This is a genomic window from Mycobacterium sp. IDUB_39, from assembly GCF_055419205.1.
The window spans coordinates 415,186-429,465 of the sequence record NZ_JBVAXF010000003.1; the positions used below are offsets into that span (position 1 = coordinate 415,186).

The following is a 14,280-nucleotide window of genomic DNA, read 5'->3' on the forward strand; positions in this document are numbered from 1 at the left end:
GCACAACGCGCCGCGTCAGGTGCCCACATAGGCCGCCAGATGCTCGCCCGTGAGCGTCGAGCCATCGGCGATGAGGTCGGCGGGTGTTCCCTCGAACACGATGCGGCCTCCGTCGTGCCCGGCGCCCGGGCCGAGGTCGATGATCCAGTCGGCGTGCGCCATCACCGCCTGGTGGTGCTCGATGACGATCACCGACTTGCCGGAGTCGACGAGCCGGTCGAGTAGGCCGAGGAGGTGCTCGACGTCGGCGAGATGCAGGCCCGACGTCGGCTCGTCAAGGATGTAGACCTCACCGCTGTCCCCCATGTGGCTGGCCAGCTTGAGCCGTTGCCGCTCACCACCGGACAGCGTGGTGAGCGGCTGGCCGAGCGTGAGGTAGCTCAGCCCGACGTCGTCGAGGCGGGCGAGGATCTTGTGCGCGGCGGGCACTTTCGCGTCGCCGTCGGCGAAGAACTCCACCGCCTCGGCCACCGGCATCGCGAGAACCTCGCTGATATCACGTCCACCGAGCTGGTACTCCAGCACCGAGGAGTCGAACCGTTTGCCCTCGCACTCCTCACAGGGGTTGGCGACGCCAGCCATGATCGCGAGATCCAGGTAGATGACGCCTGCACCCTTGCAGACTGGGCAGGCGCCCTCGGAGTTCGCGCTGAAGAGAGCGGGCTTGACGCCGTTGGCCTTCGCGAACGCCTTGCGGATCGGTTCAAGTAACCCCGTGTACGTCGCCGGATTGCTGCGCCGCGATCCGCGGATCGGTGACTGATCGATCGCCACCACCGCGTCTTTTCCGGCCACCGACCCGTGAATCAGTGAACTCTTTCCCGAACCCGCCACCCCGGTGACGACCACCAGCACGCCGAGCGGGATGTCGACGTCCACGTCCTGCAGGTTGTGGGTGTTCGCGCCCCGTACCTGCAACATCTCCGACGATCTCCGCACCGTCTCCTTCAGTGCGGCGCGATCGTCGAGATGGCGCCCGGTGAGGGTGTCGCTCTTCCGCAGTTGTTCGACGGTGCCCTCGAACACCACCTGCCCACCGGCCGTGCCGGCACCCGGACCCAGGTCGACGACGTGATCGGCGATGGCGATGGCCTCGGGCTTGTGCTCGACGACCAGCACGGTGTTGCCCTTGTCGCGCAACCGCAGCAGCAGGTCGTTCATCCGCGCGATGTCGTGTGGATGCAGGCCGATCGTCGGCTCGTCGAACACGTAGGTCACATCGGTCAGCGATGACCCGAGATGACGAATCATCTTGACCCGCTGCGACTCTCCGCCCGACAGCGTGCCCGCCGGCCGGTCGAGGGACAGGTAGCCCAGGCCGATGTCGACGAATGAGTCGAGCGTGTGGCGCAACGCCTTGAGCAAGGGCCCGACCGAGGCCTCGTCCAACTCCGTGACCCACTGCGCAAGATCGCTGATCTGCATGGCGCTGGCGTCGGCGATGTTGATCTTGTTGATCTTCGACGAACGGGCCGCCTCCGACAGCCGGGTGCCGCCGCATTCTGGGCAGGTCGTGAACGTCACCGCGCGCTCGACGAACGTGCGGATGTGCGGTTGCATCGCGTCGACATCCTTGGACAGGAACGACTTCTGGATCTGCGGGATCAGGCCGGCGTATGTCAGGTTGATACCGTCGACCTTGATCTTGGTCGGCTCCTTGTACAGGAGCGCATCCAGTTCCTTCTTGGTGAACTTGCGGATCGGCTTGTCCGGGTCAAAGAAGCCGCAGCCGTTGTAGATTCGGCCATACCACCCCTCCATGCTGTAGCCCGGAATCGTGAGTGCACCCTCGTTGAGTGACTTGGCGTCGTCGTACAGCGCGGACAGATCGATGTCGTTGACCGACCCGCGGCCCTCACACCGCGGACACATGCCACCGGTGAGGCTGAACTCACGCCGCTCCTTGACTGTCCTGCCACCTCGTTCGATCGTGACCGCGCCCGCACCGCTGATCGACGCGACATTGAACGAGAACGCCTGGGGCGAACCGATATGCGGGGTGCCGAGCCTGCTGAAGAGGATCCGCAGCATGGCGCCGGTATCGGTGGCGGTGCCGACCGTGGACCGAGGATCTGCACCCATGCGTTGCTGGTCGACGATGATCGCCGTCGTCAACCCCTCGAGAACGTCGACATCGGGACGCGCCAACGTCGGCATGAATCCCTGAACGAATGCACTGTAGGTCTCATTGATCAGACGCTGCGACTCCGCGGCGATCGTACTGAACACCAGTGAGCTCTTCCCCGACCCGGAGACGCCGGTGAACACCGTCAGCCGCCGTTTCGGAAGCTCGAGGTCGACGTCCTTGAGGTTGTTCTCGCGGGCTCCAGTCACGCGAATCAGGTCGTGGCTGTCCGCATTCGGCGGGGTCTGTTGCCTCTTGGCCGCGCTCATCGTGTTGTTCCTCCTGGAGTCAGCACACCGATGACCCCACGCTAGGTGACGCCCCCGACAGCCAGATCACAGTGCACCGCGCCACTGGATATCATCTCTCGAGAGCGTGACAAATAGTGCTGTCACGACAATTTTCTGGGTTTCCCAAGAGCGGACGCGGGGGTGCTGATGGCGGCCAATCGGCCCAGGCAGCCACTGCACGGGCGTGCCCGCGAGTGCGCGGTGCTCCGCGACCTGCTGACCGGCGTCAAGGCCGGCAGCGGCCAGGTGCTATTGCTCCGCGGCGAGGCGGGCGTTGGCAAGACCGCATTGCTCGAGTACGCCGTGGAGCAGTCGGCGGGCTTCCGGATCGCCCGGGTGGCTGGTGTGGAGTCCGACATGGAGCTGGCATTCGCCGGCCTGCAGCAACTGTGTGCACCGCTGATGGACCACATCGATGGAATCCCGGAGCCGCAGCGAGAGGCGCTCGCGGTGGCGTTCGGCCGTGGCGTCGGTCCTACCCCGGAGCGGTTCCTGGTCGGGTTGGCGTTACTGAGTCTGATGGCGGTCGCCGCCAGTCGCCAGCCGCTGCTGTTCGTGATCGATGATGTCCAGTGGCTCGACGAGGTGTCGGTGCAGACGCTCGGGTTCGTCGCGCGGCGGCTCCTGGCTGAGCCGATCGCCCTGGTGTTCGCGGTACGCGACAGCGGTGCCGACGTCCTGACTGGTCTGCCCGAGTTGCTGATCGACGGTCTGTCCGACAGCGACGCTCGGAAGCTGCTGGACTCGGTGGTGATGGGACGCCTCGACGAGCGAGTGCGCGACCGAATCGTCGCCGAGACGCGAGGGATTCCGCTGGCCGTGCTGGAGGTTCCTCGTAACGTCTCGGCCTCGGAACTGGCAGGCGGGTTCGGGACCACCGGCACACGCCCGTCGGCGGGACAGATCGAGGAGAGCTTCATCCGGCGCATCCGGTCGCTGCCCGCGGCCACTCAACTGTTGGTACTCGCCGCGGCAGCCGAGCCGTTGGGTGATGCGGCCCTCTTTCTCCGCGCGGCCGAGCAACTGGGTATTCCCGTCGACGCCCTGGCGCCAGCCGAGGCCGCGGGAGTGATTGAGTTCGGTCCCCGCATGCGCTTTCACCACCCGCTGGTGCGTTCAGCCGCCTACCGCGCGGCCGATGTTGCCGACCGCCGCGCCATACATCACGCACTGGCCCAGGCCACTGATCCTGAACTGGACCCCGACCGTCGAGCATGGCACTCCGCCAACGCAGCGGCAGGCCCCGACGACGCCGTGGCAGCCGACCTGGAGATCTCGGCCGGCCGGGCTCAGGTCAGGGGCGGCGTCGCTGCGGCGGCCGCCTTCTTGGAGCGCGCGGCCGTACTGACCGCGGATCCGGCGCTACGTGGTTCCCGCGCAATCGCGGCCGCACAGGCCAAACGCGACGCGGCCGCATCAGAGGCGGCCTACGACCTCCTTGCCATGGCAGAACTCGGGCCCCTGACCGACCATCAGCGAGGACAGGTGGCGCGGTTGCGCGCCCAGATCGCCTTCGTCCGGAGCCGCGGAAGCGGCGGCACGGGGTCGCAACTCAGCGACGCCGTATCGCAACTGGTCGCTGCCGCCAGGCAGCTGGAGACCCTCGACGGCGACCTCGCCAGGGAGACCTATGTCGAGGCGCTCGCCGCTGCCATGTACTCCGCCCGATGCGGGCACCCGGCTGCGCTCGCAGAGGTCGCCGAAGCGGCCCTGGCCGCGGTACAACGAGTCGCGCAGCTGCAACGGCCGATCGACTTCCTGTTGAGCGGTATGGCAAGTCGGATCACCGGCGGTGCGAACGCCGGCGCCGACCACCTGCGCACCGCGTTGGAACTCTGGTACACCCACGCCGAACAGAACGATGGGCAGGCGCTGGGTTGGATCGCGCTGGCCTTCCCCATCGCTCAGGAGACCGCCGCGGATGAACTGTGGGACGACGAGATCACGCATCGGCTGGCCACGGCCATGGTGGGCTACGCACGTGAGGCCGGCGCACTGGCGGTACTGCCGCCCGCGCTCACCTATCGGGCTGGGGTTCACGTTCTGGCAGGTGAGTTCGCAACGGCGGCAACGCTCCTCGAGGAGGCTGACTCGATAAGCGTGGCAACCGGCAACACGCCGGTGCGCTACCACTCACTGATGATCGCCGCGTGGCGAGGTGCCCCGGATGACGCGCTTCGGTTAATCGAGGCAGCCTCCGCGGACGGAGCCGAAAGGGGTGAGGGCCGGTTGCTCGGCGTGGTCGATTACGCGACGGCCGCACTGTTCAACGGTCTCGGTCGGTACGACGAGGCCCTCGCCGCCGCCCGAAAGGCTTGTGAACACGAAGATCTCGGGTTCTACAGCTGGTGCCTCTTCGAGCTCATCGAGGCTGCCTCCCGCACCGGCCAGCAGGACACCTCCACGCAGGCGCTGCGCCTGTTCAAGGAGCGCGCAGGTGCGAGCGGAACGGACTGGGGTCTTGGCGCGCTGGCCAATGCACAGGCGCTTCTGGCCGATAACGAAGCCGCGGACGCCCTGTTCACCGAGGCCATTGAGCGCTTCGAGCGCACCCGCGTCGTGCTGCATCTGGCTCGTGCCCGGTTGAACTACGGTGAGTGGCTGCGCCGCGTGAACCGACGTCTCGACGCTCGTCAGCAGCTCAACAGCGCCTATGAGGAGTTCACCCGAATGGGTGCGCAGGGCTACGCCGAACGCACTCGCCGAGAGCTGATCGCCACTGGTGAGAAGGTGCGCAAACAACAAGTCGGCTCGGGTGACGAGCTGACGGCGCAAGAGGCCCAGATCGCACGCCTGGCGGCAACGGGGTTCACCAATCAGGAGATCGGCGCACAACTCTTCATCAGCACCCACACCGTCGAGTGGCACCTGAGAAAGGTGTTCGTGAAGCTCGGCATCACCTCGCGCAGGCAACTGCGCACCGTTCAGTGGGCGAGCTGAACATCCGCGCAGGCTCACCCTGGCCCGCTTGATCTCGACTACGGACTCTCAAGGGTCCGCCACGCCCACCCAACCGACAGGCTGATCTGGACAACCCAGAACGCCAAACGGAAGGGGTGACGTGCCGTCCGACCTCGGGGATGCCACTGAGATCTTCGCGAACGTCCAGCCGAGGCTGTTCGGCATCGCCTACCGAATGTTGAGCAGTGTCGCCGACGCCGAGGACATCATGCAGGAGGTCTGGATGCGGTGGCAGTCCTGTGATCGCGACATCGTGCGCGACGCCGTGGCATACCTCGTCACGACGACCACGCGGATGTGCATCAACCACATGCAGTCCGCGCGCGCCCGTCGCGAAATCTACGTCGGACCGTGGTTGCCCGACCGCGTCGACACCAGTGCCGATCCCGCACTCGGCGCAGAACGCGATGAAGCACTGCAGGTCGCCGCATTGCTTCTGCTGGAGAGGCTCTCGCCGACCGAGCGAGCCGCCTATGTCCTGCGAGAGGCGTTCGACTACCCCTACGAACTGATCGGGGCGACCATTCAGGTCTCAGAGGTCAATGCCCGCCAATTGGTCAGCCGTGCACGTAGGCACCTGACGGCAGGCCGACGCAAGTCGAGCGGCGGAAGCGACCCGGGCCGCCTCCTGACGGCGTTCGTCACAGCCGCCCACACCGGTGACATGACCCCTCTCGAAACCGTCTTCGCCGTCGAGGCCGCCAGCTAGCGGAACTGGGCACCGACGTTCGCTCACCCCCGTGGGCCCTGTCGCCGCGGTGATGGTTCAGTTGTGCCATGACAGGCTCCGATGCAGCCACCGCGATCGCCGAGTTGCGCACCCTCGCCGAAGCACTGCATGACGTCGATGCGGCAGCCGCCGCCGCGGAGTGGGACGACGACGAGGCACTCGCCCGCCTGGCCGCACGCGCGCAACAGGAACTGGCGGCCGCGGGCCGAAACATCGGTGAGGACATCGCGGTAGCCAGCGCGTCGCCGCTGGCCGCCAACGCCGTCGTCGCCGTCGCGTTGGCGCGGGCCGCGATCTCGGAGGCGGTGCTGGCGGTGGCGCGGGCGCGACACGTCGAACCGCATCATCGGCAGAGGCCAGCGAGCCGCCGCGCTCCGCTGGCTCGGCTTGTCAGATCGATGCGCCACGCCGGCCGCGACGTCGGCGCGGAGATCCGGCACATCATCGCCGACAAGCCGCGGATGATCCTGCTGCGCATCGTCATCACCCTGGCAATCAGCCTGTCGCTGGTGGCGTTCTACCACTTCAGCGGCTGGTCGAGGTACTCCGATCTCGGCAAGCTCACCGTGTATCTGTTCGGTGCGGTCGTGGGCAGTGTGGTCTGCACCAACGCGCTGTGCTTCGAGGCCGAGCGGGTGCGCGGCGCGCTGGTGAGCGGAAATCGCGTGTGGCGCATCCTGATCGCCAAGAACCTAGCGATGGCGGCGATGATCACCGTCGCCAGCCTGCCCGTGGTCGCCGCGCTCACCGTGGCGGCCGACGCCAACCCGTTCGCCCTCATCGACCAGCTGCTCACCATGGTGTTCATCTGGCTCGGAGTCGGCAACGTGCTGTCGGTGGTGTATCCGCTACGGCACGAACCCGTTTCAGCAAGGCTGCACGACGGAACGTGGAAGCCGTATCTTTTCGCGTTCGTGCTGTCCTATGGTGTCGGCCTGGCGGTCAACGTGATGATCTACTGGCGACTGTGGGCCCGCCAGGTCGCTGCAGCTGAGATGGTGGGCGGTGACTGGACCGCGTTCCTGTTGATCCTGGCCAGTGCGCTGAGCATCTGGGTGTTGCTCACGGTCTTCGCGGTGTCGTGCAGCCGCGAGCCCGCCATCCGACGCCTCCTCTCGCGCGAGATGGTCGCCTACCGAAAGACCGTCGCTGGGCCGTCGCCCCAATGACCCACCCGTCGACTCCGCTCGGCTCCCATCCCCCGCCACGACTGCTCACAGCCGCGCTGGGCATGGTGGCGTTGACCGTCGCCGTACTTCAGACAGCCGTGGTTCCGGTCCTCGGCATCATCGCCGAGCAGCTCAACGCCTCGCCCGTCGCCGTCAGCTGGGCGGTGACCGCCAACCTGCTCGCAGCCGCGGCCTCGACTCCCCTCATCGGGCGCCTCGCCGACCTGCACAACAAGAAGCACATCCTGCTTGGCGTTCTGGTCGTCGTCCTGATCGGCTCGGTGCTGGCCGCATCGAACACCTCACTCGCGCTACTGATCGTCGGCCGTGTTCTGCAGGGGGTCTCGTTCTCGCTGTATCCGATCTGCGTGGCCATCCTGCGCGACGAGCTGCCCGAGGGTGCGGTGGTGCGGGCACTCGCCGTGCTGTCGGGCACCCTGGGCTTCGGCGGCGGCGCCGGTCTCGTGGTGACCGGGTTGTTGATGAGCGGCGACGCCGGCTATCACCGAGTGTTCTGGCTGACAACCGGTTTCACCGTCGTCGTGATCATTCTGGCGATGGTCGTGCTCCCGTCCCGACCGAGGACCGCCGAGGGAACGATCGACTGGTTGGGTGCCGCGGGCCTGGCGCTTGGGCTGTCGGCCGGTCTGCTGACCATCACGCAGGGCAACTCATGGGGGTGGACGTCTCCGGCGACCCTCGGCACCGGCGCGCTCGCCGTCGTGACGCTGGTGGCGTGGTGGCAGTGGGAACGCCGGCAGCGTCACCCCCTGGTGTCCACCACCATGCTGACCCGGCGCGCTGTCCTGTTGACCAATCTCGCGACGGTGTTCGTCGGCACGGGCCTGTACTTCGGGTTCCTCGGCCTGACGCAGTTCGTCCAGATCGACCGCGACGCAGCCGGTTACGGCTTCAGCGCGACGGTCCTGCAAGCCAGCGTGGTTTTCCTGCTGCCCGGTGCCATCACCGGGTTCGTCACCGCGACACTCAGCGGTAGGTTCATCGACCGCTTCGGCGCGCGTCCCGTCCTGGTGTGTGGCGCCGTCACGGGCATCGTCGGCTTCCTCTGGCTGGCCATCGCGCACTCGCAGCCGTGGCAGGTCATCGTCGCGGGCGTGTGGGTGAACGCCTACATCAGCCTCGGTTACGGCGCACTTCCCGCCCTGGTGGTCGCGGAGGTCGACAGTAACGAGACCGGGGTCGCCACCGGAGTCAACGCGATCGCCCGGACCGTGGGCAGTTCGATCGCCGCCGCCGTCGTCGCCGTACTTCTCGGGCAGTCGGTGACCGCCACCGGACTACCCGCCGAGGGTGCGTTCGTCGTGATCTTCATCGCGGGTGCAGTGACCGCCGCACTGGCGATGATCCTGATCGCGCTTTCGCGGACCCGGCCGCGGCCGACGCCGTCGATGGACGCGACGATCGAGTCCCGTGCCATGAACCACGAGTGGGGCTGACACCGAGCACACCGGGAGCCCGTGACGGCACGAGTTTGCCCGCGACCACATGCGTAACAGACAATCGGGCGTGACTTCATGGCGCGGCATGGCACTGATCGCCGCCGCGATCGCCGTGGTGCTCACCGGTTCTGTCACCGCACTCGCGCTGAACCGCGACAACCTCTTCGCTCGATCCCCCGCCGGCCCGACCGCGACACCACGGCCCGCGGGCGTGCTTGCCGTCCCCTTCGCAGGCCTGTCCCCTGACGCACCGATGCCCACCAGGGATGCACTCGCCGCGGCGCTAGCTCCCGCGGCGGGCAACCCGGACCTGGGATTGCTGACCGGCCAGATCACCGATGCCCTCACCGGAGAGGAACTCTGGGAGCAGGGCGCAGGCACGCCTCAGACGCCAGGCTCAGTGGCCAAGGTCGTCACGGCGGCAGCCGTGCGGCTGAGCGTCCCGCTCGATCAGCGGCTGGCGACCACCGTCGTCACGGGCGCCACCCCAGGGCAGCTGGTCCTGGTCGGTGGCGGCGACGCGACACTCACGGCGCAACCCCCGGGCGTGCCTGGCTACTACCGGGACGCCCCCCGCCTCGACGACCTCGTCGACCAGATTCGCGCATCCGGTGTCCCGGTGGCAGACGTCGTCGTCGACACGTCACTCTTCCCAGGCCCCACCATGGCGGTTGGCTGGAATCCGATCGACATCGAGGGCGGCAGCATCGCGCCGATCGAGTCGGTGATGCTCGACGGTGGACGTAGGCAGCCGCTGCTGGCCTACTCACCCCGCACGCCCACGCCGGCGCTGGACACCGGCCGGGTCCTGGCCCAACGCCTCGGCCTCGATCCGGCCACCGTGACCATCGGATCGGCACCACCAGACGCCACGACCGTGGCGACGGTGTGGTCTGCTCCGCTCGGCCTTCGGCTGCACCAGATGATGGTGGTGTCCGACGACGTCACCGCCGAGACCATCGGCTTCGAGTTGGCCCGCGCACGCCACCAGCCGTCCACCTTCGACGGAGCCGTCGCCGCCGCCACCGGGGCGCTCATGGACGCCGGCTTCGACACCAGCGGACTGCTACTGAGAGACCTCAGCGGCCTGTCGGTCGACGACCGAATCCCGGCCGGCCTCATCGACGACGTGCTCACCGCGGCGACCGGATCGGGCGAGCACGCCCACGCCCTGCGACCGATGCTCGACGATCTCGCTGTGGGAGGGGGCAGCGGAACCCTGTGGGATCGGTTCGTCAGCCCGTCGCCCGGTTCGGGTTGGGTCCGCGCGAAGACCGGCACGCTGGACTTCGTCAACGCGCTGGCCGGCATCGTCACCGACCGCGACGGCCGTGCGCTGACCTTCACGCTGATGTCGACCGGCACACCCTCAGAGGTCGCCAAGCCCGCACTTGACGCGGTGGCCGTGGCGCTGCGCGAGTGCGGCTGTCGCTGACCACCCGCTACTTCAGCGGAAGACCCGTGATCGCCCGCGCCATCACCAACCGCTGAATCTCACTGGTGCCCTCGAAGATCGTGAAGATCTTGGCGTCGCGGTGCATCCGCTCCACCGGGTAGTCCCTGGTGTAACCGTTGCCGCCGAGGATCTGGATGGCCTCGTCGGTGACGTAGACCGCGGTCTCACTCGCAGCGAGCTTGGCCATCGACCCCTCCGCGTTGACGAAGGGCTTGTTGTTGCGCGCCATCCAGCCGGCCCGCCAGACCAGGAGCCGAGCCGTGTCGATCCGCGTCTTCATGTCGGCGAGCTTGAACGCGATGGCCTGAAAGTCACCGATCTTGCGGCCGAACTGCTCCCGCTGCTGCGCGTACTCCAGCGCGTACTCGTAGGCGGCCCGAGCGACACCGAGGGCCATGGCACCGACGGAGGGCCGGGTTCTCTCGAACGTCTTCATGGCCGCCTGTGCTGCCGAGCCCTTGCCCTCGCGCGAGCGCGCGATGCGCTCGTCGAACTTGTCCTTGCCGCCGATGATCAGGTTCCCGGGCAACCGAACATCGTCGAGCACCACCTCAGCGGTGTGCGACGCGCGGATTCCATGCTTCTTGAACTTCTGTCCCTGCGAGAAACCCTTGGTGCCGGGCGGGATGATGAACGTCGCCTGGCCGCGGGACCCGAGTTCGGGTGCGACCGACGCGACGACGATGTGGACGTTCGCGATACCGCCGTTGGTGGCCCAGGTCTTGGTGCCGTTGAGCACCCACTCGTCGGATGCCTCGTCGTACTTGGCGCGGGTGATGATCGCGGCGACGTCGGAGCCCGCGCCCGGCTCGGACGAGCAGAACGATGCGAGTTTCGGGTCATCGACCGTGCCGAACATCTGCGGGAGCCATTCCCCCATCTGCTCGGGTGTGCCCGACCCCGCTAACGCCGCCGCCGCCAATCCGGTGCCCAGGATGGACAGCCCGATTCCCGCATCGCCCCAGAACATCTCCTCGAACACCGTCAACATACCCAGTCCGGACGGTTCAGCGGTCTGCGTTGCGAAGAGGTCGATCGAGTAGAGGCCGACCTTGGCAGCCTCCTGAATGATCGGCCAGGGGGTCTCCTCGCGTTCGTCCCACTCCGCGGCGGCAGGGCGCACCACGTCGCGGGCGAACTGGTGTACCCAGTCGCGTACCTCGACAACGTCCTCGGGGAGTTCGAGTGAAAACGACATGAGGGCCTGTCCTTTCAGAGGTCCGGGTTCGGCGCGACTGGACATGAGCACAGCGTCGCGATCGAATCCCGACATTCGGTGAACGACTGTACATTTTGCTGCTGGGCAGTCAACCACCGGCTTGATGTCACGTGCTGAACCGGAACACCCACCTCGCGTCGTGGCGGCGCACAGCCGGGATGGTGTGGGAGCGTTACCTCGTGCCGACCGACCAGTCGAGTGACCGCCGTGCCATGTCGGCGACCCGCCTGGGCCTGCGGTACGCGCTCGCGATGACCTTGGCCCAACTCATCACCTCCGTCGAGGTAGCCGCGGTTCTCATCTCGTTGACCAACCAGACATTCGACGCGGCAACGGCCTATTCGACGCCAACCAGTATCTCGCTGCTCGTCGCGCTCATTGTGTTCGGACTCCTGGCCACGGCCTACGGTGGTTATCGCAGCATTGCACCGTCACTGAAGTGGTTCGTCGCCGGTGTCGAACCCGACGCCGATCAACGGGCCAGCGCCATCAACCTCGTTCGACGGCAGTCGGGCATCCTGCTCGGAGTCTGGGCCGTCAGCAGTGTCGTGGTCGTCGCCGCCAATCCCGCCCCGGGCATAGGGTCCACGCTCCTGATCCTCGGTGCCATGCTGTTCGGCGGCACATCGAGCATCAGTTCCAGCGTGCTGTTCACCCAGCGCATCGTGCGGCCCGTCCTGTCCGCAGCATCCAAGGACTTCGTCGGCAGGGAGACAGCTCCGGGGGTGACCGCACGCCTGGTGCTGATGTGGGTGTCGCATGGCGCCCTGCCGAGCCTCGCGATTGCATTGCTGGTCGTCTTCCACGTCAACGGCTGGTTCATCCCGCGCTCGGCCTCCCTGGTGATCCCCGTCGTCGTGCTGTCCACGGTGTCTCTGGCACTGGGGCTGCGGTCCCTCATCCTGGTGTCCCGCTCGATCTCGGACCCCCTCAACGACGTTGTCGCGGCGATGGCCGAAGTCGAACGCGGCGAGATCGGCCGCACGGTCGCGGTCTACGAGCAATCCGAGATCGGGAAACTTCAGAACGGCTTCAATCGCATGGTGGCCGGACTCCTCGAGCGCGACCGCCTCCAAGACCTCTTCAGCCGACATGTCGGACCCGACGTCGCGCGCCGGGCTGTCGAGACCGACGAGGACCAGTCCGGTGAGGTCCGCGACGTCGCCATCCTGTTCATCGATCTCGCCGGGTCCACACAGTTGGCGACCACACTCACCCCGCGGGAGGTGGCCGACGTCCTCAACGACTTCTTCAAGATCGTCGTCGCGGCGGTCGACGCCCACGGCGGCCAGATCAACAAGTTCCAGGGCGACGCCGCGCTCGCCGTGTTCGGCGCACCGACCGCCGCACCCGACGCCGCCACCTCGGCACTGCGCACCGCCCGGTCCCTGGCCGACGATCTACGCCGTCTGCCCGTCGTCGACTACGGCATCGGGGTGTCGGCCGGTTCGGTGTTCGCTGGCAACATCGGTGGTGAGAACCGCTACGAGTACACCGTCATCGGCGACCCCGTGAACGAGGCGGCGCGCCTGGCCGATGCCGCCAAGAACACCTCGCGACGGGCACTCGCCTCCGGTGCCGCGATGCAACGCACCGACGACACCGAACGTCGCAACTGGGAATCCCGCGACCCCATACTCCTGCGCGGACGCCCCGAACCGACGCTCATCTCGGTGCCGCGTGACGACAATGACGGTCATGGCCTCCAACGCTGACGTCTCGCCGTTCCACATCTCCGTGCCCGACGACGTGCTTGCCGACCTTCGGCTCCGGCTGAACAACACCCGGTGGCCCGAGGCGGAACCAGTCGCCGCGGACGCGAGGAGCAAGGAAGATCTGGACTGGAGCCAGGGCATTCCGTTGGCCTACACGCGCGAACTCGCCCAGTACTGGGCCACCGACTACGACTGGCGGACGCGCGAGGCCTCCCTGAACCGCTTCGACCAGTTCACCACCGACATCGACGGTCTCGAGCTGCACTTCATCCACCAGCGCTCGCCGCACGAGGACGCCCTCCCGATCGTCATCACGCACGGCTGGCCCGGCTCCGTTGTGGAGTTCGCCAAGGTCATCGAACCGCTGACCGACCCCACCGCACACGGCGGACGCGCCGAGGACGCCTTCCATGTGGTGTGCCCATCGCTGCCGGGATTCGGTTTCTCCGGCAGGCCGACGGCGACGGGCTGGAACACCGGCCGGATCGCCGCGGCGTGGGAGACGTTGATGACTCGTCTCGGCTACCAGCGCTACGGCGCACAGGGTGGCGACTGGGGTGCCGCGGTGACCACCGAGATCGGCCGCAACGTCGGGCACTGCGTCGGCATCCACACCAACATGCCCATGGGCAGGCCACCAGCCGACCTCGAACATCCGACCGACGAGGAGAAGGCGGCCCTGGCCGCGATGCGGCACTACCGACGGTGGGACTCGGGCTACTTCAAACAACAGTCCACCCGCCCACAGACACTGGGCTACGGTCTGGTCGATTCACCTGCGGCACAACTGGCTTGGATCGTCGAGAAGTTCTGGTCCTGGACCGACTGCGACGGTCATCCGGAGAACGCGCTGAGCCGCGACGAGATGCTCGACAACGTGATGCTCTACTGGGTCACGGGCACCGGCGCGTCATCTGCCCGGCTGTACTGGGAGAGCATGGGCGCCTTCGGGTCTGGTGACAGGGTCGAACTGCCGACCGGTATCGCGTCATTCCCCAGGGAACTCAGCCGTCCACCACGGTCATGGTGCGAGGCGAACTACAACATCACGCACTGGACCACGATGCCGCGGGGCGGACACTTCGCGGCGTTCGAACAGCCCGAGCTGTTCGTCGAGGACGTGCGCCGGTTCTTCGCGACGGTGCGCTGACACCG

9 protein-coding genes are annotated in these 14,280 nt (G+C 67.1%); 7 read left to right on the plus strand and 2 right to left on the minus strand.

The genetic code is table 11. The features are described 5' to 3' along the window. Positions 1 to 15: 15 nt before the first annotated feature. Entirely contained in the window at positions 16 to 2,394 is a 2,379-nt protein-coding gene (locus ACZY0X_RS13940) for an ATP-binding cassette domain-containing protein (RefSeq protein WP_463771198.1), read from the minus strand. Between the two features lie 168 nt (positions 2,395 to 2,562). Here ACZY0X_RS13940 and ACZY0X_RS13945 point away from each other — a divergent pair, with 168 nt between their 5' ends. The 5 genes from ACZY0X_RS13945 (at position 2,563) to dacB (ending at position 10,170) form a co-directional block, all read left to right on the plus strand. Continuing rightward, on the plus strand, positions 2,563 to 5,355 hold the full coding sequence (locus tag ACZY0X_RS13945) for a helix-turn-helix transcriptional regulator (RefSeq protein WP_463771199.1): 2,793 nt from the start codon (positions 2,563 to 2,565) through the stop codon (positions 5,353 to 5,355). A gap of 121 nt (positions 5,356 to 5,476) precedes the next feature. Further along, entirely contained in the window at positions 5,477 to 6,085 is a 609-nt protein-coding gene (locus ACZY0X_RS13950) for a sigma-70 family RNA polymerase sigma factor (RefSeq protein ID WP_463771201.1), read from the plus strand. Positions 6,086 to 6,153: 68 nt separating this feature from the next. Next, positions 6,154 to 7,275, plus strand: a complete 1,122-nt coding sequence (locus ACZY0X_RS13955) for an ABC transporter permease (RefSeq protein ID WP_463771202.1) — start codon at positions 6,154 to 6,156, stop codon at positions 7,273 to 7,275. Beyond that, the gene (locus tag ACZY0X_RS13960; protein WP_463771203.1) at positions 7,272 to 8,732 is read left to right on the plus strand and encodes an MFS transporter; all 1,461 of its coding nucleotides are present in this window, start codon (positions 7,272 to 7,274) and stop codon (positions 8,730 to 8,732) included. The genes ACZY0X_RS13955 and ACZY0X_RS13960 overlap by 4 nt, the downstream gene beginning before the upstream one ends. Before the next feature lie 70 nt (positions 8,733 to 8,802). Then, the gene (gene dacB / locus ACZY0X_RS13965) at positions 8,803 to 10,170 is read left to right on the plus strand and encodes a D-alanyl-D-alanine carboxypeptidase/D-alanyl-D-alanine endopeptidase (protein WP_463771205.1); all 1,368 of its coding nucleotides are present in this window, start codon (positions 8,803 to 8,805) and stop codon (positions 10,168 to 10,170) included. Positions 10,171 to 10,177: 7 nt separating this feature from the next. On the opposite strand, the gene ACZY0X_RS13970 is transcribed toward dacB, so the two are convergent. Continuing rightward, positions 10,178 to 11,389, minus strand: a complete 1,212-nt coding sequence (locus ACZY0X_RS13970; RefSeq protein ID WP_463771206.1) for an acyl-CoA dehydrogenase family protein — start codon at positions 11,387 to 11,389, stop codon at positions 10,178 to 10,180. 233 nt (positions 11,390 to 11,622) lie between these two features. On the opposite strand from ACZY0X_RS13970, the gene ACZY0X_RS13975 reads away from it, so the two are divergent. Next, positions 11,623 to 13,125, plus strand: a complete 1,503-nt coding sequence (locus ACZY0X_RS13975; RefSeq protein ID WP_463771587.1) for an adenylate/guanylate cyclase domain-containing protein — start codon at positions 11,623 to 11,625, stop codon at positions 13,123 to 13,125. Further along, entirely contained in the window at positions 13,109 to 14,275 is a 1,167-nt protein-coding gene (locus ACZY0X_RS13980) for an epoxide hydrolase family protein (protein ID WP_463771207.1), read from the plus strand. The genes ACZY0X_RS13975 and ACZY0X_RS13980 overlap by 17 nt, the downstream gene beginning before the upstream one ends. Positions 14,276 to 14,280 lie beyond the last annotated feature (5 nt).